18 protein-coding genes and 1 pseudogene are annotated in these 15,677 nt (G+C 66.5%); 5 read left to right on the top strand and 14 right to left on the bottom strand.

Features of this window, described 5'->3' with window-relative positions:
* Window positions 1-52: 52 nt before the first annotated feature.
* A complete protein-coding gene (locus tag WME79_RS41355; protein ID WP_437526524.1) occupies window positions 53-805 on the top strand; it encodes an SDR family oxidoreductase in 753 nt (250 codons plus the stop codon).
* A 187-nt stretch (window positions 806-992) separates the two neighbouring features.
* Here the strand turns inward: WME79_RS41355 and WME79_RS41350 are convergent, their stop codons facing one another.
* The gene (locus WME79_RS41350; RefSeq protein WP_437526521.1) at window positions 993-1,478 is read right to left on the bottom strand and encodes a DUF4260 domain-containing protein; all 486 of its coding nucleotides are present in this window, start codon (window positions 1,476-1,478) and stop codon (window positions 993-995) included.
* A gap of 113 nt (window positions 1,479-1,591) precedes the next feature.
* On the opposite strand from WME79_RS41350, the gene WME79_RS41345 reads away from it, so the two are divergent.
* Both WME79_RS41345 and WME79_RS41340 read left to right on the top strand, forming a co-directional pair.
* Window positions 1,592-2,554, top strand: coding sequence for a LysR family transcriptional regulator (locus WME79_RS41345; protein WP_437526518.1), 963 nt, complete (start codon window positions 1,592-1,594; stop codon window positions 2,552-2,554).
* 600 nt (window positions 2,555-3,154) lie between these two features.
* A complete protein-coding gene (locus WME79_RS41340; RefSeq protein WP_437526516.1) occupies window positions 3,155-3,568 on the top strand; it encodes an LIC_13387 family protein in 414 nt (137 codons plus the stop codon).
* A 141-nt stretch (window positions 3,569-3,709) separates the two neighbouring features.
* Here WME79_RS41340 and WME79_RS41335 read toward each other — a convergent pair whose 3' ends face one another.
* The 3 genes from WME79_RS41335 to WME79_RS41325 form a co-directional block, all read right to left on the bottom strand.
* On the bottom strand, window positions 3,710-3,922 hold the full coding sequence (locus tag WME79_RS41335; RefSeq protein ID WP_437540044.1) for an addiction module protein: 213 nt from the start codon (window positions 3,920-3,922) through the stop codon (window positions 3,710-3,712).
* Between the two features lie 158 nt (window positions 3,923-4,080).
* Window positions 4,081-4,341 carry a type II toxin-antitoxin system RelE/ParE family toxin gene (locus WME79_RS41330; protein ID WP_437540042.1) on the bottom strand — a complete coding sequence of 87 codons (261 nt, stop codon included), beginning with the start codon at window positions 4,339-4,341 and terminating at the stop codon, window positions 4,081-4,083.
* A gap of 28 nt (window positions 4,342-4,369) precedes the next feature.
* Window positions 4,370-4,621 (bottom strand): addiction module protein, encoded by a 252-nt coding sequence (locus tag WME79_RS41325; protein ID WP_437526513.1) that lies wholly within the window; start codon window positions 4,619-4,621, stop codon window positions 4,370-4,372.
* 108 nt (window positions 4,622-4,729) lie between these two features.
* Here WME79_RS41325 and WME79_RS41320 point away from each other — a divergent pair.
* Window positions 4,730-5,040: pseudogene (locus WME79_RS41320) on the top strand (hypothetical protein); the annotation flags it as partial.
* Between the two features lie 31 nt (window positions 5,041-5,071).
* On the opposite strand, the gene WME79_RS41315 reads toward WME79_RS41320, so the two are convergent.
* The 10 genes from WME79_RS41315 to WME79_RS41270 all read right to left on the bottom strand — a co-directional run bounded on the left by WME79_RS41315 (window position 5,072) and on the right by WME79_RS41270 (window position 14,517).
* A complete protein-coding gene (locus WME79_RS41315; RefSeq protein ID WP_437526510.1) occupies window positions 5,072-6,022 on the bottom strand; it encodes a TauD/TfdA dioxygenase family protein in 951 nt (316 codons plus the stop codon).
* A gap of 903 nt (window positions 6,023-6,925) precedes the next feature.
* The gene (locus WME79_RS41310; RefSeq protein ID WP_437526507.1) at window positions 6,926-7,366 is read right to left on the bottom strand and encodes a hypothetical protein; all 441 of its coding nucleotides are present in this window, start codon (window positions 7,364-7,366) and stop codon (window positions 6,926-6,928) included.
* Between the two features lie 152 nt (window positions 7,367-7,518).
* Window positions 7,519-7,743 carry a hypothetical protein gene (locus tag WME79_RS41305; RefSeq protein WP_437526504.1) on the bottom strand — a complete coding sequence of 75 codons (225 nt, stop codon included), beginning with the start codon at window positions 7,741-7,743 and terminating at the stop codon, window positions 7,519-7,521.
* A 529-nt stretch (window positions 7,744-8,272) separates the two neighbouring features.
* The gene (locus WME79_RS41300) at window positions 8,273-8,497 is read right to left on the bottom strand and encodes an addiction module protein (protein WP_437526501.1); all 225 of its coding nucleotides are present in this window, start codon (window positions 8,495-8,497) and stop codon (window positions 8,273-8,275) included.
* A 508-nt stretch (window positions 8,498-9,005) separates the two neighbouring features.
* Window positions 9,006-11,339 carry an NACHT domain-containing protein gene (locus tag WME79_RS41295; protein ID WP_437526499.1) on the bottom strand — a complete coding sequence of 778 codons (2,334 nt, stop codon included), beginning with the start codon at window positions 11,337-11,339 and terminating at the stop codon, window positions 9,006-9,008.
* The gene (locus tag WME79_RS41290) at window positions 11,336-12,133 is read right to left on the bottom strand and encodes an SIR2 family NAD-dependent protein deacylase (protein WP_437526497.1); all 798 of its coding nucleotides are present in this window, start codon (window positions 12,131-12,133) and stop codon (window positions 11,336-11,338) included. Before WME79_RS41290 ends, WME79_RS41295 begins: the two co-directional genes overlap by 4 nt.
* Window positions 12,134-12,628: 495 nt before the next feature.
* On the bottom strand, window positions 12,629-12,829 hold the full coding sequence (locus tag WME79_RS41285; RefSeq protein ID WP_437526494.1) for a hypothetical protein: 201 nt from the start codon (window positions 12,827-12,829) through the stop codon (window positions 12,629-12,631).
* A 247-nt stretch (window positions 12,830-13,076) separates the two neighbouring features.
* Window positions 13,077-13,331, bottom strand: a complete 255-nt coding sequence (locus WME79_RS41280; RefSeq protein ID WP_437526491.1) for a hypothetical protein — start codon at window positions 13,329-13,331, stop codon at window positions 13,077-13,079.
* Window positions 13,328-13,465, bottom strand: a complete 138-nt coding sequence (locus WME79_RS41275) for a hypothetical protein (RefSeq protein ID WP_437526488.1) — start codon at window positions 13,463-13,465, stop codon at window positions 13,328-13,330. The genes WME79_RS41280 and WME79_RS41275 overlap by 4 nt, the downstream gene beginning before the upstream one ends.
* Window positions 13,466-13,713: 248 nt before the next feature.
* Window positions 13,714-14,517 (bottom strand): SDR family oxidoreductase, encoded by an 804-nt coding sequence (locus tag WME79_RS41270; RefSeq protein WP_437526485.1) that lies wholly within the window; start codon window positions 14,515-14,517, stop codon window positions 13,714-13,716.
* 188 nt (window positions 14,518-14,705) lie between these two features.
* Here WME79_RS41270 and WME79_RS41265 point away from each other — a divergent pair, with 188 nt between their 5' ends.
* On the top strand, window positions 14,706-15,101 hold the full coding sequence (locus WME79_RS41265) for a winged helix-turn-helix transcriptional regulator (RefSeq protein WP_437526483.1): 396 nt from the start codon (window positions 14,706-14,708) through the stop codon (window positions 15,099-15,101).
* Window positions 15,102-15,677 lie beyond the last annotated feature (576 nt).

The raw sequence follows: 15,677 nt of genomic DNA, 5'->3' as shown, positions 1-15,677 counted from the left end.
ATGTTCACAGTGTGAATATCGGGGGTGCGCATCCACAAGGAGCGAGCGTCCAATGGCGAAATTGAACGGGAAGGTCGCGGTGGTGACGGGAGGGAGCGACGGCATCGGGCTCGCGACGGCGAAGCTCTTCGTCGCGGAGGGAGCCACCGTCTACGTCACGGGTCGGAGGCAAGAGAGGCTCGACGAAGCGGTCGAGGAGATCGGAGGCGGCGCCGTCGGCGTCCAGGGCGACGTCGCCAACCTGGCCGACCTCGACCGGCTCTTCGCGCGGATCCGGCGAGAGCAGGGCAAACTCGACGTCGTGTTCGCCAACGCCGGCATCTCCGGGGTCGCGACGATGGGCGCGATCGACGAAGACCACTTCGACCGCATTTTCGGCGCGAACGTCAAAGGGCTGCTCTTCACGGTGCAGAAGGCCCTGCCTCTCATGAAGAGCGGAGGCGTCGTCGTCCTCAACGGCTCGATGAGCGGGAGCAAAGGCTTCCCGAATCAGTCGGTCTACAACGCCACCAAGGCCGCCGTGCGCTCGTTCGCGCGGACCTGGACGACCGACCTGAGAGGCCGCGGCATCCGGGTGAACGTGGTCTCGGCGGGGGCCATCGACACGCCGGGCATGCGCCGCTTCGTCGGCGGCCACACAGAGGCTGCAGAGGCGCAGATAGCGGGCCTCAGTCAGTCCGTGCCGCTCGGGCGGTTCGGGGGCGCGGAGGAGGTCGCCAAGGCCGTGCTCTACCTGGCGTCGGACGACAGCAGCTACGTCGCGGGCGCCGAGCTGTTCGTGGACGGCGGGGTCGTCGCGGTTTGAACGTCGTGACGTCAACTCCGCGGCGTGAGCCCCACCTTCCTGGATAGCCCGCCCGCGCCCAAGATGGCGGCGTGAACACCTCGCCCCGGGGCGTGGGCGCAGGCGGCCACGCGACCAGCGGGCGCGCTCGTCGAAGGTGGCGCGACGCTCCACCTCGGGACGGTGGCCGACGCGCTGGAGCGGCTGGTCACCGCCGCCCTCTGGGGACGAAAGAGCGCTTCGCGCCCACGCGGCCGAGGTGCGTGTCGCCGAACGCCGTCCCGTACTTGAGCCCATAGCCCAGCATCCGATCGAAGCCGATGTGCCCGACCCAGATCGCCGCGCCGAGCAGCAGCGCCGGCGAGCCAAGCGCGACCGACGCGGCCGCGAGCGACGCCGGAGCCAGATGGCTGTGCCCCGCGTTGTAGGCCACCGCGCCCACCCGCGGGCCCGCAAGGTAGCCGAGCATCGACAGGTCGGGCAGGAGGAACAGCGCCGCGAACCATCCCCAGCTCCCGCCCAGGTGGCCGTAGGCGAGCAGCGCTGCTCCGAGCACGAGCGCGCCCTCGAGGCGCAGGAGCGCGCGCGGCATGCCCGTGGCCCCGCCCGCCGAGACCTCGCAGGTGGGCTGCGGCGCGGGGCGGCGGGTAGAGGGAGCGAGGTCGAGCGCAGGGAGCATCGCGGCGGTGGTCATGGTCGTTGTCCTCGTCGTGCGTACCGGCGCGGGTGCCGGCGACGTGGAGAGCATGGTCGCTGCGGGTGCTCATGAACATTGTACAAATGTGTCCATCCGCTCATCATCTTTTGATGAGCCCAGCCGAGCCCTCGTGGGACCTCTACGGTGCCTTCCTTGCCGTCATGCGCACCGGCAGCCTCTCCGCCGCCGCGCGTGCCCTCGACGTCGCGCAGCCCACCGTGCGCCGCCAGATCGAGCAGCTCGAGTCGCAGCTCGGCGTCGTGCTGTTCACCCGCGCGCCGAACGGCCTGGTGCCGACCGAGCTCGCGCTTGCCACGCTGCCCTACGCCGAGTCCATCGCCGCGAGCGCGCGCGCCCTCGTGCGCGCCGTGTCGAGCCCCACCGATGCCGACCGCGGCACCGTGCGCGTCACGTGCAGCGAGGTCGTTGGCGCCGAGGTGCTTCCCCCGATGCTCGCCGCGCTCCTCGTTGCTTATCCGCGCCTTCATATCGAGCTCGTCGCCACGAATCGCACCGAGGATCTCCTGCGCCGCGACGCCGATGTCGCCGTGCGCATGGCGGAGCCGACGCAGGCCGGCCTGGTGAGGCGCTGCGCCGGGCGCGTCGAGCTCGGCCTCTTCGCCACCAAGGCGTACCTCGCCGCGCACGCTGCCCCGACGTCGCTCGCGGGGCTCGTGCCGGGCCACGCCCTCATCGGCGCCGACGGCTCCCGGGCCATCATCGACGCGCTCGCCGCCGCCGGGCTCGTCACCACGCCGCGCGATTATGCGTTTCGCAGCGACAGCGACATCGTGAAGCTCGCCGCGGTGCGCGCCGGCCTCGGCATCGGGGTGTGCCAGCTCCCGCTCAGCCGGCGGCCGGTGCCGCTCGTGCGCGTGCTGCCCGCGCTCGCCTTCCACCTGGATGCCTGGGTCGTCATGCACGAGGATCTGCGCGCCGTGCGCCGCGTCCGCCTCGTCTTCGAGCACCTCGTCGCGCAGCTCGGTGCCTACGCGACCCAGGCGCGCGAAACACGGCCGGTGGCGGCGAAGGCCCGGCCGCCGGGCACGCGGGGAAGGCCCAGCTCGGGCTGAGCGGCGAGGATCCCTTCATGACGACCGAGGTGGGGTCTCCCACCTGGCCTACGTTGACACTGCGCCCGCCAGTCGAACGTCGCGATCCGTCGCGTCGCAGGGCCTGAAGGCGGGTTATCGCATGTAGGCGGCGAGGCGCTGCGGCCAATAACGCTGAGGCGCTTGGCGGATCGTCAGGGCCCCGTGATGAGGACCTCGGACCCGCAGGCGCCCAACGTGAACGTGCCGAGGATGAGCACCGAGGCGCGCGCGCCAACGCACCGATGCCGAGGAGCGCCATCTCCTCGCGGAGCCGGGCCGACGTCGTCGCGACCACGGTCGTCTCGCTCGATACCATCCCCAGATCGCATCGGCCACCCCTCCGCTGTCCTGTTCAGCCGAGCTCCACGCTAGCGGTTTCGCGATTGCACGTCGAATCTTCCCACGCGGGGCGCGTGGTGGCGCTGCCGGATGGATTCGGCTGAGCTGTCGGTCACGGTGACAATCGCACCGGAGGCCATCCGGTGCCGTATTGAGATCTCCAGGGCCGTGCTCTAGGTCCAAACGGCAGCATGTGGAGCGCACCCGCCAGGGACCGGCGGCAAAGAAACGAGGGCTGTCATGAGTAGCCGTGCACAGGTGCTGTTTCAGGTGGGCGCGTGGGCGTGGGTCGTCACCGGGATCGGGCACCTCGCGATCACCGCGCTGCTGCTCGGTCGCCCCGCGCCGCCCGCCGCGGAGACCGCGGTCCTGGACGCGATGCGGGCGCACCGGATGTCCATGATGGGGCTGTCGCGCGACCTGCTCGGACTCTTCAGGGGGTTCAGCGTGGCCATGGGCCTGGTGCTCGCGCTGCACGGCGCCGTCTGCGTGCTCGCCGCGCCCGCCCTCGCCGCGCTCCCGGCTGTCGTGGCGCTGAACGCGGCGGTGTCGCTGGCGCTGCTGGCCATCGCCGTCCGCGCGTTTCCGCCGCCGCCGATCGTGACCATGCTGGTCGCGACGGCGTGCTTCGGCGCGGCGCTCGTGGTGCGCTGAGCGTGCGGGCGAAGATAGCCCATCGCAGTTCGGTTCAATGCCGCCTCGATCTCTTCGGCGAACCGTGCCGCTACGTGTGGATCCCGTTCCGCGTACCACGCCGCAGCCTCCTTGGCTTCCGCGAGTGCGGCTGGCAGGACCTCAAGGAGCTTCACGACGGCCGTTTGCAGCCGCCAGGATGCGGCGCCTGGCTTCCGGCCAAGGGACCGGCGTGACGACTCCGGCGTCGACGTCGGCGAGACGTTGCTGGATCTCCTCGGCCCACGCAGCCTCGACCCCCTCGGTCGTCTGCTCGGTCTCGTCGAGGCTCTGGATCCACGCGGCCGCCACGGCCGCTCGGTCCTCCGCCGACAGACGCAGCGCTGCGACGAGGACATTCCTGGCTCCTTCGCGACCAGAGGCCGCTCATACCCGAATAGCTGGATTGGAGCGCGCCCGCGCCCGCACAGCGTCTTGGCAATCACCCGCAGCGCAAAGCGGCGTCGGGTGCATTGTCGTATTGGGCGGGCCATTCACAAGGCACGAGTGAGCCAGTACAGCGGACGTCGCTTTGCATGCGCGATGGCGAGCACGAGCGTGTGCTCGGGGTGCATCTCAAACGCAATGACGTACGGAAAACGGTCGACGATCGCTCTGCGAATGCTCTGTGGTGCAGGAGAAGTCCCTGGCCAGATCTGAAAAGATGTCGGGGCCTCTCCAATCTTATCGAGCATCGACGAGACCTCGGCGATGAACTCGTCGCCCAGCCCGGGGCGCCTCTCGTCGTACCAGATGGCCGCCGCACGAAGCTCAGCGCGCGCTTCAGGATGAAGCTCGACCCGCGCGCCGGTCCTCGAGCTCCTTCAGGATCTCCGCCCGCGCCGTGCCCCAGTCGACCGTCTTGACCTTACCCTCCGCGACCTCGCGCGCCCGGCGCGTCAGCTCACCCGTCCACGCTGCTGCGACCTCCTCGACGTCGGGCTCCTCAAGGCTGGAAAGCACTTCTTCTGCCAGCCGGGCCCGCTCGTGGCGGGGCAATAGCAGCACCTGCGCGAGAAGTTCCTCGGTGGACATAGGGGAATTGTAGCACGGCTCGGGTCCGCCACGCAGGGCGATGCCGCCCTCAGCTCGATGGCTCGCCGCGCCCGCGCCAGGCTGGTCTGCTCGCGGGCCAGAACAGGCATCAGGGAGGCCGGCTGGGAAGCGGACTGGGCCGGCGACGGCGGCTGAGGCACGCTGGGCCAGGGCGGCGGCGGAGGCGGCCGCAGGGGCGGGCTCGGCGTGTGCGGCGCGGCGTCCAAGGCGGGCGCCGGGGGAGACTCGGGCGGGCCGGCGACTGCGGTGGCCGAGGCGGCAAGGGGGGCGAGAACGGGTATCCGAGCATCGGCATCGTCGCGCTGCACGCCAGAGTGACCGTACGGGACAGCGAGATAGAGACGCTCGACGCCGGCCAGGGCGGCGACGGCGGCGAGCCCCAGCGAGGCGGACGAGGCGCCGGCGCGGAGACGGCGTGGGGGCGCGGCGTCAACCGAGCACGCCGAACAGCTCGCCTTCGAGCGGCCGCGAGCGGAACCCGTCGGGCCCCTGGGGCAGCTCGCCTGCGACGGTGATGCGGCGAACGACGCGCGGCAGGTCGAAGTGGGCGTAGTCGATGGGGCCGGCGTGGGCGGTGGCCTGGTTGTCCCATACGGCCATCGCGTTGGGCGTCCAGCGGAAGCGCACCGCGTACTCGGGCCGCGTCACCTCGTCGGCCAGCATGTCGAGCAGCGCCTGGCTCTCGCGCTCTCGCAGGCCCACGATGTGGCTCGTCGTCCCCGGGTTGACGAAGAGCGATTTGCGGCCGGTCCGCGGGTGCACGCGCACGAGCGGGTGAAGCGCGGCGAACGGGCCTACGGCCCTGCGGCCCGGCCTGGGCTCTCCGCTATCGTAGCTGCTCGTCCGGTGGACGGCCTGGAGCCCGTCGACGAGCGCCTTGATCGTGGGCGACAGGCCGTCGTAGGCGCACTCGAGGTTGCTCCAGAGCGTGTCGCCGCCGTACGGCGGGATCTCCACGCCGCGCAGGATAGAGTACCTGTTCGGGTTGGCGACGAAGGTGATGTCGATGTGCCAGCCCTTGTAGTCGCGCGGCGGCTTGGCGGTGGGGATGGAGAGGTCCGACCGGTGGTTCTCCTTGTACTCGGCGGCCTTTCGTTCCCAGATCTCCGGGTGCTCAGGGAGCCCCAGCGCGATCGGGTGGGCCGGCGTCAGCGGGCCGAAGGTGCGGCCGAAGGTGAGCAGCTGTTCGTTGGAGATGTCCTGCTCGCGGAAGAAGATCACCTTCCATTGGAGCAGGGTTTGCTCGATTGCCTGCGCGGTGGCAGGGGCCAGCGGCTTGCGCAGGTCGACGCCGTGGATCTCCGCCCCGATCACGGGCGTCAGCGGTCGTATATCCAGTCGCAGAGGGGAGGTCTGTTGTTCGGCAATGAGGGCGGACATGGCACTCTTCTCGCGATCTTGAACGATGAGCGAGCCTGGACGCCAGCTCGCGGCTGGCCCTGAGCATGCGCCGTTCCAGTCCGGTGACTCGAGAAATTCTTGTAGGGCCGCACAGCTCGGGGCATGGCGCCAACCCGCCGTGGCGAGGCGGTCGCGCGGTCCGTCGCGCGGAGCGCGCGTGGAGCGAGGGGTTGCTCTCGACGATGCGAGGTGGCGGAAGCGTGATGTGCGGCCGCGCCTGTTGCGCAGGCAGCAGCCTTGCGGGTGCAGTGTTGCGCACGAAGCAGTCCCCGGGGGACCGATCAGCGAGGCCGGCCGGGAAGCGGACTGGGCCGGCGACGGCGGCTGGGGCACGCCGGGCCAGGGCGGCGGCGGAGGCGGCATGCTGGGCGCGCACTGCAGCGAGGTGATCGCGGAGCGGGGGAACCAGGCGGACCGGCAGCGCAGCGGCCGCCTACGTAGCGCCGTCGGCCGTCCTGTACAAGACGCGGCGGTCTCCTGCGCAGCCCATTGGCCTTCCGGCACAAGACGCGGCGGCCTCCTGCGCAGCGCCGTCGACCGTCCTGCGCAGCCCATTGGCCTTCCTGCGCAAGACCCGGCGCCCTCCTGTGCGCCCCGTCGACCCTCCTGCTCAGCCCCGGTGGGTCTCCTGCGCGGCCTGGGCGTCTTCCTCCGCACCCCCGTTGGTGTCCTGTGCAACACTCGCCCCCGTCCTGCGCGGCCCCCGCGCCCTCCTGCGCGCCCCCGTTGGTGTCCTTCGTCACGATCGTCCGGCTCCTGCGCAGCCCTGGTAGGTCTCTGCGCAGCCTCGGGGTGGTCTCGCGCGCCTTTTGTGGTTGCTGCGCAACTCTTTCTCCCTCCTGAGCGGGTCTGGCGCGACGCCCCAGGTGGTATTCGGCACATTCAAAACGGATCGTCCCCAGAAGGGAAATGGTCAAGGTCAATCTCCCCCAGATCAGGAGGTCTTCGGTATTCGACGACATCCCTGACCCGGCGCAGCCACGGCTCGAGAAGCCCCTCTCGCAGGAGCGCTGCATAACCATTGGCGTCGAAGTAGATCCAGGTCGGATCACCATCGTGATCGAACGGGCCGCAGAACCGCCGCAGTTCGTCAGCCTTCTCCACGAGATCGTTGGCCGCGGCAACGAGGGCCCCACACAGTCGATCCCGGGCGTCGTCCGTGTCGCTCGAATTCCCCAGATCGAGTCGGGCTTGCCTGAGCATTCTGGCTCGTGGAGAACGCCCTCGAATCTTCAGTTCCGCGATGAGCGAAACCATCTCCTGGACGCCCCGCTCCGGATCATCATCCCACCACGAGGTCGGGAAGATGGCCTGCGTCGCCACGAATCGGTCGAGAATCGTCGAAAGAGGATCCCAGAATGGAAAGTCGGGAGCCGCGAATTAAACAGAGGCATCGGGAGCGTCGACGGCGACGCCGGCCCTCTTGAATCTTTCAAGAATCTGATGATAGCGCTCGTAGTCGTCGGGACTCGGTTTCAGCTCCCTGACCCCAATCGCCACGTAGCAAGGTGCGCCCCCGCGGGCCCGGGCTCGAGGTCGGCCAGGATCGCATCGCACTGCCACGCATCCAAGTACGTTCGAACGCGATCGTCGACGATCGTCTCCGGCGTCAGATAGGTCACCCGCCCGGCGCCGTTCAGCTCGAACCGCTGGTGCCCCAGCTTGCGGCCGATGAAAACCCTATGAGTCTTGACGTTCATGGGTCACTTCTCGCGCTCCTCGAAAGGATACCTGGGGTTCGACGAACGATGCAAGTCGCGGTCGCTCGCCGAGGCGCATGCCGGCGGGTTCATTCGCCGGGGGGAGCCGTCGACGAGGAGTCCCAGCCCTCTTCATGCCACCCAACGGCCCAAATCATGGTGCGCCGAACCCCAGCAACCACGGACGGCGAGGATGCGGGGATGTGGCCGACGTGGGCTGCGCGGACGTCGACTACGGGATCTCACAAGGCACGAGTGAGCCAGTACAGCGGACGTCGCTTTGCATGCGCGATGGCGAGCACGAGCGTGTGCTCGGGGTGCACCTCGAACGCAATGACGTACGGAAAACGGTCGACGATCGCTCTGCGAATGCTCTGTGGTGCAGGAGAAGTCCCTGGCCAGATCTGAAAAGATGTCAGGGCCCCTACAATCTTATCGAGTATCGACGAGACCTCGGCGATGAACTCGTCACCCAGCCCGGGGCGCCTCTCGTGGTACCAGATGGCCGCCGCACGAATCTCAGCGCGCTTCAGGATGAAGCTCGACCCGCACGCCGGTCCTCGAGCTCCTTCAGGATCTCCGCCCGCGCCGTGCCCCAGTCGACCGTCTGGACCTTACCCTCCGCGACCTCGCGCGCTCGGCGCGTCAGCTCACCCGTCCACGCTGCTGCGACCTCCTCGGCGTCGGGCTCCTCAAGGATGGAGAGCACTTCTTCTGCCAGCCGGGCCCGCTCGTGGCGGGGCAACAGCAGCACCTGCGCGAGAAGTTCCTCGGTGGATATGGGGGAACTGTAGCGTGGCTCGGGTCCGCCACACACGGCGATGCTGCCTCCAACTCGATGGCCCGCCGCACCCGCGCCAGGCTGGTCTGCTCGCGGACCAGAACAGGCGATGGTACCGGCATACCGATGCTTCTCCGGGCCGCGCAAACACCGAGGTCGAAATCCTCCAAGGCAGGTTTCGCCCCGTCCATGGGTAGGGGGGCCATGATGGCGAGGACTTGCCCGGGCCGAGCAATGCAGCCGACGGCGCCGATGGGATGTACGGCGGCGACGCGTGCTCGGCGGAGACCGTGGCCGGTGGGCCCGTCGTGGTGAACGCGACTTCAAGGGGGTCGCCCCCCGGGTCCCGCGCCGCTCCGCCCTCGCAACGTGTGGGCTTCTGCCGCGCGTGGATGCGCGGCAGAAGCCTGACTTGGGCAAGCAGGTGTCCGAGGAGCCGCGGGTTACGCCGTCTTCATCGAGCCAGATCACACCTTGCGCTTCAATCGTCTTCTTCCCTCATCCAAAGCCTGCGACTTTGCTCATCCATGTAGTGCCGCGCATACGAATCGTTCAGACATTCGGTGAGTTTAATGACAATGTATCTCGCGCGCTCAGCATCTCCAACGCTAGCGAGAGCAATGGCCGCCTCACACCTCCGCCAGTCATCGACGCCTTCGTCAACGGCCATGCGCTCCAAAAAGGGCATTGCCCATGAGAACTTTCGCTCCTTCAAAAATGCCATGAGTCGATCAAACGTACTCTGCGAAACACCCGGATCTCGTACTAAAAACTCCAGATCTTTAACGACGATAGACCTTTTGCAATTATCCAGGTTCCGAACCACATCCATCCAGAGCTCGATGGCGAGCCCACGCGCCCCACTGCCGGTCCCGTCGGTCTTGCGAACCAACGAAGAGAGCACGGACAGGGCCTTGTCTGTTTGCCCGATCCCATAAAGTAGCTCGGCGATGTCGGCTCTCGCAGAGTATGCCACGTCCGCGAACGTAGCATCGTTCGGATACAGTGCTTTTTCTCCGATGCCCCACTGAGCCAGCAGTTGGACATCGGAGTTGGTCTCGCGCAAGTAAACCAAAGACCTCATGGCCAAAAATCGAATATAGCCTCCCATGGCGGGATCTCGTGCAATCTTCCTAAGTCCTTGTGCGGCACTGGGACTAGCACGCAGCATGCGCAGTGCGTCAAATGGACTTGACGGCGTCTCTGCAATATGCGCGAGATCCGAGCTGTCGAGGCACCGAACGATCGTAAGATAGTACCCTGCAATTCTGTCGTACTCCGAAAGGTTCAAGCCAATTCCATCTCGAATCGATTCAGTGGCAAACATGAGCGCGCCATTGGGCTCAAGAAGTTCGTCGACTCCGTCAAGGCCAGATTCGGCAATAACTTCCCGCACCTTGTCGGTAGAAATGTTCGGCATGACAGCGCGAAAAATATCATTGATGTCAACTTGCTGCTCGCTTAAGATTCCCAACGCAAATAGAGCCACCTCTCTCCATTGGCGCGACTGCCACTTCGAAATATACTTCTCCCACAGCGCATCATTTCGACTGTCACATTCGCGCGTGATCGCGACGGCGGCCAAGTATTCCTGGATAGTAGGATGGACATATCCAAGAACTCTCCCGCGGCGGATCAGCAGCCCGCTGCGTCGCGCCATAACGTCAATGAATCGCTCGGCGTCCACGAGTGATTCATCCGGTGATGTGCCTAGGGCCTTCTGGAAGTAGCTTGCGAGGTTTCGATGAACGCCGGACTCGCTACTGCTCCCAGCAGACTCCGTCATATGGAGCGCGATACGTGAGAGCGCGAATAGGGACACCTTGCCAATGCGTTCCCCCAGCTCAGATTCGATACCTTTCTGGCGAGCTTCGGCAATGGCAATGTTCACGAAATTTTCGTAAAGCCGGGCGCGCCGTTCCGGAACATCGTGATGCTCGCTGAACACTTTAGCAGCGATCGCGAGTAGTAGTGGCGTGCGCTGGAGATCGCCAACGTGTGTCCTATGGAAACCCTTTAGGAAAAGTGATGCCTCGCTGCCGAACCACTTCTTCGCAAATTCATTTGTCTGCTCCGGCGCGAAAGGCAAGATTTCATAATGACTCAGTGGACTTGTCGAAATGTCTCCTTCGCGATAGCTACTGCTGCGTGTCGTGAGCACGAGCCGGTTTGGAGCTAGCTGCATCAACGTGCCGCCAAGCCAGCGAAGAAACGACGCTCTCAACCTGTTCGGAACTTCATCAAGCGCGTCTAGAAGCACTAGCCATCGAGCACCTGTCTCTGCAGGCCACATATCGAAGAAACCAGCAGGCATAGCGCGCGCAAGCGACAACTCTTGCTCAAGAGCAACTGCGATACGCTTCTCGAACGGTCCAGAAATAGCAGCGATCGCGGGCAATGGAATGAGCAATGGAAGGTGTGGTTTTCTGAGACCGATGCTCTCCGGTGCTGTCCAGGCTCGCTCTGCCAAATGGCGAAGAAGGGATGACTTTCCGGAACCCGGATCCCCCAGAATAACCGTGCAGCCCTCACGAGAATCAGCGAGCACCTCCGCTACGGAGATTTCGCTTGTTATCGGACGGCCAAACTTATCGTAGCCAGCACCCGCTGCCGCAGAATCTCTGGCTCGAAGTGCGACGTATGTTTCAGAGAGTGTCTTATTGGGGCGAATATCGTGCAGCGAAAGATATGGAAGACACGCGCAGTAGTCCTGAATCCGTGCGAGGTAGTTCTCGATGTGTTGCTTGTGTGAGACGCCTCTTTCTCTGAATTCAACGCCCGCCGCCATGGCGCCCGCCGGCGGCGAGCTGTTCAAGGGAGTGTGCGGAGAATACCGGGCACGTCGTCGTGCTTATCATACTCGACAAGCCGGAGACCGGCACGCTCGAGCCTCGTTCGTCGGTACGGCGGGATTGGCGCTCGTACGAGTGCGAAGTGGACAGGCGGGTTCGCGCCAGCGAGCGCTCGCGTGGCCCCAAGTGTCATATCGAAATCATCATCGCTGAGACCATACCCGACAAAGAGGATTGGATAGGCACGGAAGAGCGTCTCGAAGGCGCTTCGGTGATTCGGCCATCCAAACGTCGCTTGATCGTACTCATCTCGTGCAAAGATCCAAGTGCGCCGGTCGATTCGCGTACCATGCAGCTTCAGTATATAGCGGGACTTCTGGGCCAGATCGCCGGTTGGGGATGATAGATCTTGCCAATCACCACCGAACGCACGTTCCAGGAAGCGATCGAGGTTCGTGGTGATTACGGCGCGAAGCTTGGGTTTCAACTCGGCGATGGCCTTCGCGAGATCGGGAATTGTGGCCCGTTCGTCGTCTACCGCCTTCTCGATCGCCAGATTGAACTCGTGCTCGCCCAGCGCTTGCTTCGCCGCTGAAAGCGCATCGATGAACTGCCGTCGTTGCAGGAGGTCGCTGATCTCGGCGACGACGTCGGGCGCCTTGCCTTCGCGTTGTACGCGGGTTCCGAGTTGCGTGGCGAGTGTCAGCCAGTCGGGCAGACCTGCCGCAGCAGGAACACCTGCGCCAGCGAAGACGATCAGATTACCAGTCTGGTAGGCATCACGAAGGTCGTGGAGGATACTCGGAGACGGAGGCATTCGGCAGACCATAACATGGGCTGGCTCTGGTGCCAACCACCATCGCACAGTTCGCCTGCGTCACAGTGTACATGACCCGGCTCGACGTGGCGTTCACGGATGCTCGTCCTCGGGTGGCGCAGCACGTCGCGGAGCCAAGGGCCCGGCGGCGGTCACACGAAGAATTCCGCCCAACGCACAAGCTCACCTGCCCGGCGGGCTCGGAGAGCTACGAATCTGGAAAAGCCTACGGGCCCGCCGGGTCGAAAGCCTCCGGCGTACCGCCCCCGCCCGCATCTCCGCAGCCTCCGGCAGCCGCACAACGAGCTGGAGTACGCGGAGCCAAAGGCCGTGGCTTGGCTCCCCCAACCTCGGTCGGGTCACTCCGCCTCGTGGCCGGGGAACCGTCGCCTCTGACCACGAGCGGCGCACCCAGGCGCGGGTCGAGCGGATCGTCCGGCAAGAAAGGCGTGGTCGCGCGGACAGATCTCACGCCGGACGAAGCCCTGTCGAGGGTCAAAGAGTGACCTCGGGTGGATCTGGAGGGATCACGATGCGCGGCGAGCTCGGAGCGGTAAATCGGAGGAATTCCGAGCCATTGAACGTCACGAGCGCATCCGCGCCGACATGCTCGGCAGCCACGAGGTGCAGAGCATCGAAGAGGACGCCGGAAGAGAGCAGGCGATCGGTGCACCGCTGCATCGCCTCGTCGTACACGGCCGGATCCACAGGGCGGACGTCGTACACACGACCCGACGGACGACTTGCAACGCCTGCTCCGGGCTCGCTCGCGCCGGCTTCGGCAGGCGGGTGAGCACGGACCAGAGCTCCGCGAGGGCGTGCCAGGTGGCCAGGCCGCTCACCCGTCCCTCGGCCACCGCGTCGATCCAGACGACGGCGCGATTGTGGAGGGGATGCGCCCGGTGCAGTCCGGCGACGAGCACGCTCCTATCGAAGGCGAGCTTCACGAGTCTCCCAGGATCCGGTCCGCTCGTGCATCGCGATCGGGGCGATGGTCGAACGCTTTGGCCGGCATGGTGGCGTCAGTGTCGATAAGCAGCAGGCCATGCCGCTCGGTCAAGGTGACGCCCTCACGTTCAGCTGGATGATCTGCAGCAGGGACGTCGCTGGCGGCCTTGTGTGCGACCAGCTCGATCACGCGAAGCCGATCGGTGACAGGGAGGGCGCGGATGGCGGCGACGATCTGCTCGACGGTCATGCCCGGCAGGATGCCATCCCCGCAGCCAGGAAGGAAGTCGAGGATCGGTTGCAGATGCGTTGAACAGGCGGAACGAGCGCGGCCGCGTCCTCGGCGAGCAACGCCGCCACGTCGTCCATGATATCCGCAACCACGGGCAACTCCTTGCGTAGCCGCGTATCTGTTCGGGCTTGAGCGGCGAGCTCGTCACGCCCAGCATGTCGGCCACCTCGCGGGTGCTTTGCGGCGTCACAGGCCCGTTGCTGCTGGGCCCCTTGGTGGGGCTCGAGCTCTTCTTCGTCGTTGTTCGGAGGGCCATGCCCTCGGCCTGCACCCAGGCCCGATCGGGCTCAGCGGCTGTTCGGCGGGCGGGCGTTGTGCCGAGTGGGTCCGGTGTTTGCCGTCAAACGGTGGGCACAGTGCCCCCGTCGATCAGGTACTCGCTCCCATGGATGGACGCCGCCCTGTCGGAGGCAAGGAATGCGACGAGCTCCGCGACCTCTTCGGGCCATGCGGGACGCCCGATGGGGATACCACCGAGCGCGTTCATGATGCCCTGCCGGGCCGTGTCTTCGTCCGTACCGGCGTTGTCGGCAAGACGCTTCACCAGGGCGTCGGCTGCCGCCGTGCGGATCCATCCCGGGGCGATCGAGTTCACGCGGACGCCCTTCGGTCCTAGCTCCTTGGAGAGCGCCTTGCTGTACGTGGACAACGCGGCTTTCGCCGACGCGTACGCGATCGTCGCGTCGTGGAGAGGGAGCCGGCGCTGGATGGACGAAACGTGGAGGACGACCCCCGCGCCTCGCGCGATCATGTGCGGGAGGAGCGCGCGATCGAGACGCACGGCGGCCATGAGGTTGAGCGACAGCTCGTCGCGCCAGATGTCCTCGGTGAGCGACGCGAAGCCGCCGCCCGGCGCAGAGGAGCCGCCGACGGTGTGGACCAGGATGTCGATCCCGCCAAGCTCGCCCAGGACCGCGCGGACGACGGCGTCCACCCCTGCCACCGTGGCGAGGTCGGCCTGTACGAAGACGTTCGGCGACTGGCCTTCTGGGAGCGCAGAGCGCGCCGTGGTCGCCGTCACGGCGCCCCCGGCGCCGAGGCGGCGGACGATGGCCTCGCCCGCCCCCTTGGTGCCGCCTGTGACGAGCACGCGCTTGCCGGCGAACTCCTCGGGATCGATCGAGAATCTTCGGGGCGTGTTCATCCGTCGATCTCCGGGCGGGCGATCCGAGCTCGATCGAGCATGGCATCGACGCTCCGCGCGTTCTGCGCGGCGACGTCCCCTGCGAGCGGTTCAGGTACTTGCATGGGCGGTGATTCCTCCTGAGGGACGATGACTCGCGGCCCGGCGCGTGGGCCCCCTCGTACGCAAGGTTGGGCTAGGCTCATCGGGTGGCAAGAACGCACGAAAAGGTGGGGTACGCACCTGAAGGTGAGTACGACGAGCCGGCGACTCCCGAGATCGCCGCCGAGCGTGTCGAGCAGGCGCTCCAGCTCCTCAAGGGGCGCTGGAAGCTGGTGATCCTATTCCGCCTCTTCGGAGGGAAGGTGCAGCGCTTCTCGGAGCTCGAACGCGCCATTCCTGGCATCTCGCAGAAGATGCTGATCCAGCAGCTCCGGCAGATGGAGCGCGACGGGATGATCTGGCGCGTCACGCACCCCGAGGTGCCGCCCCGGGTCGAGTACGGGCTCACCGAGTGGGGACAAGCGCTCTGCCCGGCGCTGGACACGCTGCTGCGATGGGCAGCCAAGCGCGGCGCGTCCTCTCCCGTCGATTCGCGCTCGTGATGGCTGCCCCGGTGGCGCTCGCCGAGGGCGAGTCGGAGTGACCGCATCCGCGGACCTCCCCATCAATCCATGGAGCAGAACGAGGGGAACCTTGGCGCCTTCAGGTCGGAGGTAGTGGATGTTGATGCCGTTCGTTTCGCAGACTCCACTTCGCCCGCGCCCTCACCCGCTCTCGGGGGTGGCCCCGATGAGCCCGATGTGCCGCGCCCCCGTCGACGCCCCCGCCGAGACGGCGGTCGAGCCGCCGACCGCGACCGAGGCCGCCCTCCTCGAGCGCCGGCACCAGGGCCAGGTTAGCCCGTTGTACCTTCGTCTCGAACGCGTTTCTTCCAAACAGACGGGCTACGCCGCTGATGGAGTACGGCGACGACAACCGCCGCCCGCTCGTTTCCTTCAGCACGGAGCAGGAAGTAGACCGCATAGGGAACCGCTTGAGCAGCGCGCGCCGGACACCACCCCGCCCGACATCGGGGAACTGCGACGGGAGGTCGCTGATCCGGCGGACGATGTGCCGTAGCTCATCGACGAACTGTCCGCCCAGCCCGTCCTCCTCGCCCTCGTACCAGTCCGCCGCCT

The sequence above is a fragment of the Sorangium sp. So ce726 genome, from assembly GCF_051521405.1.
Taxonomy (GTDB): Bacteria; Myxococcota_A; Polyangia; order Polyangiales; family Polyangiaceae; genus Sorangium.
This window is presented reverse-complemented; position numbering and strand designations above follow the sequence as displayed.

Coding starts and splice junctions, on each gene's coding strand:
- WME79_RS41355 (WP_437526524.1), top strand. CDS start 53: ATGGCGAAATTGAACGGGAAGGTCGCGGTGGTGACGGGAGGGAGCGAC.
- WME79_RS41350 (WP_437526521.1), bottom strand. CDS start 1,478: ATGACCACCGCCGCGATGCTCCCTGCGCTCGACCTCGCTCCCTCTACC.
- WME79_RS41345 (WP_437526518.1), top strand. CDS start 1,592: ATGAGCCCAGCCGAGCCCTCGTGGGACCTCTACGGTGCCTTCCTTGCC.
- WME79_RS41340 (WP_437526516.1), top strand. CDS start 3,155: ATGAGTAGCCGTGCACAGGTGCTGTTTCAGGTGGGCGCGTGGGCGTGG.
- WME79_RS41325 (WP_437526513.1), bottom strand. CDS start 4,621: ATGTCCACCGAGGAACTTCTCGCGCAGGTGCTGCTATTGCCCCGCCAC.
- WME79_RS41315 (WP_437526510.1), bottom strand. CDS start 6,022: ATGTCCGCCCTCATTGCCGAACAACAGACCTCCCCTCTGCGACTGGAT.
- WME79_RS41305 (WP_437526504.1), bottom strand. CDS start 7,743: ATGAACGTCAAGACTCATAGGGTTTTCATCGGCCGCAAGCTGGGGCAC.
- WME79_RS41290 (WP_437526497.1), bottom strand. CDS start 12,133: ATGCCTCCGTCTCCGAGTATCCTCCACGACCTTCGTGATGCCTACCAG.
- WME79_RS41280 (WP_437526491.1), bottom strand. CDS start 13,331: ATGACCGTCGAGCAGATCGTCGCCGCCATCCGCGCCCTCCCTGTCACC.
- WME79_RS41270 (WP_437526485.1), bottom strand. CDS start 14,517: ATGAACACGCCCCGAAGATTCTCGATCGATCCCGAGGAGTTCGCCGGC.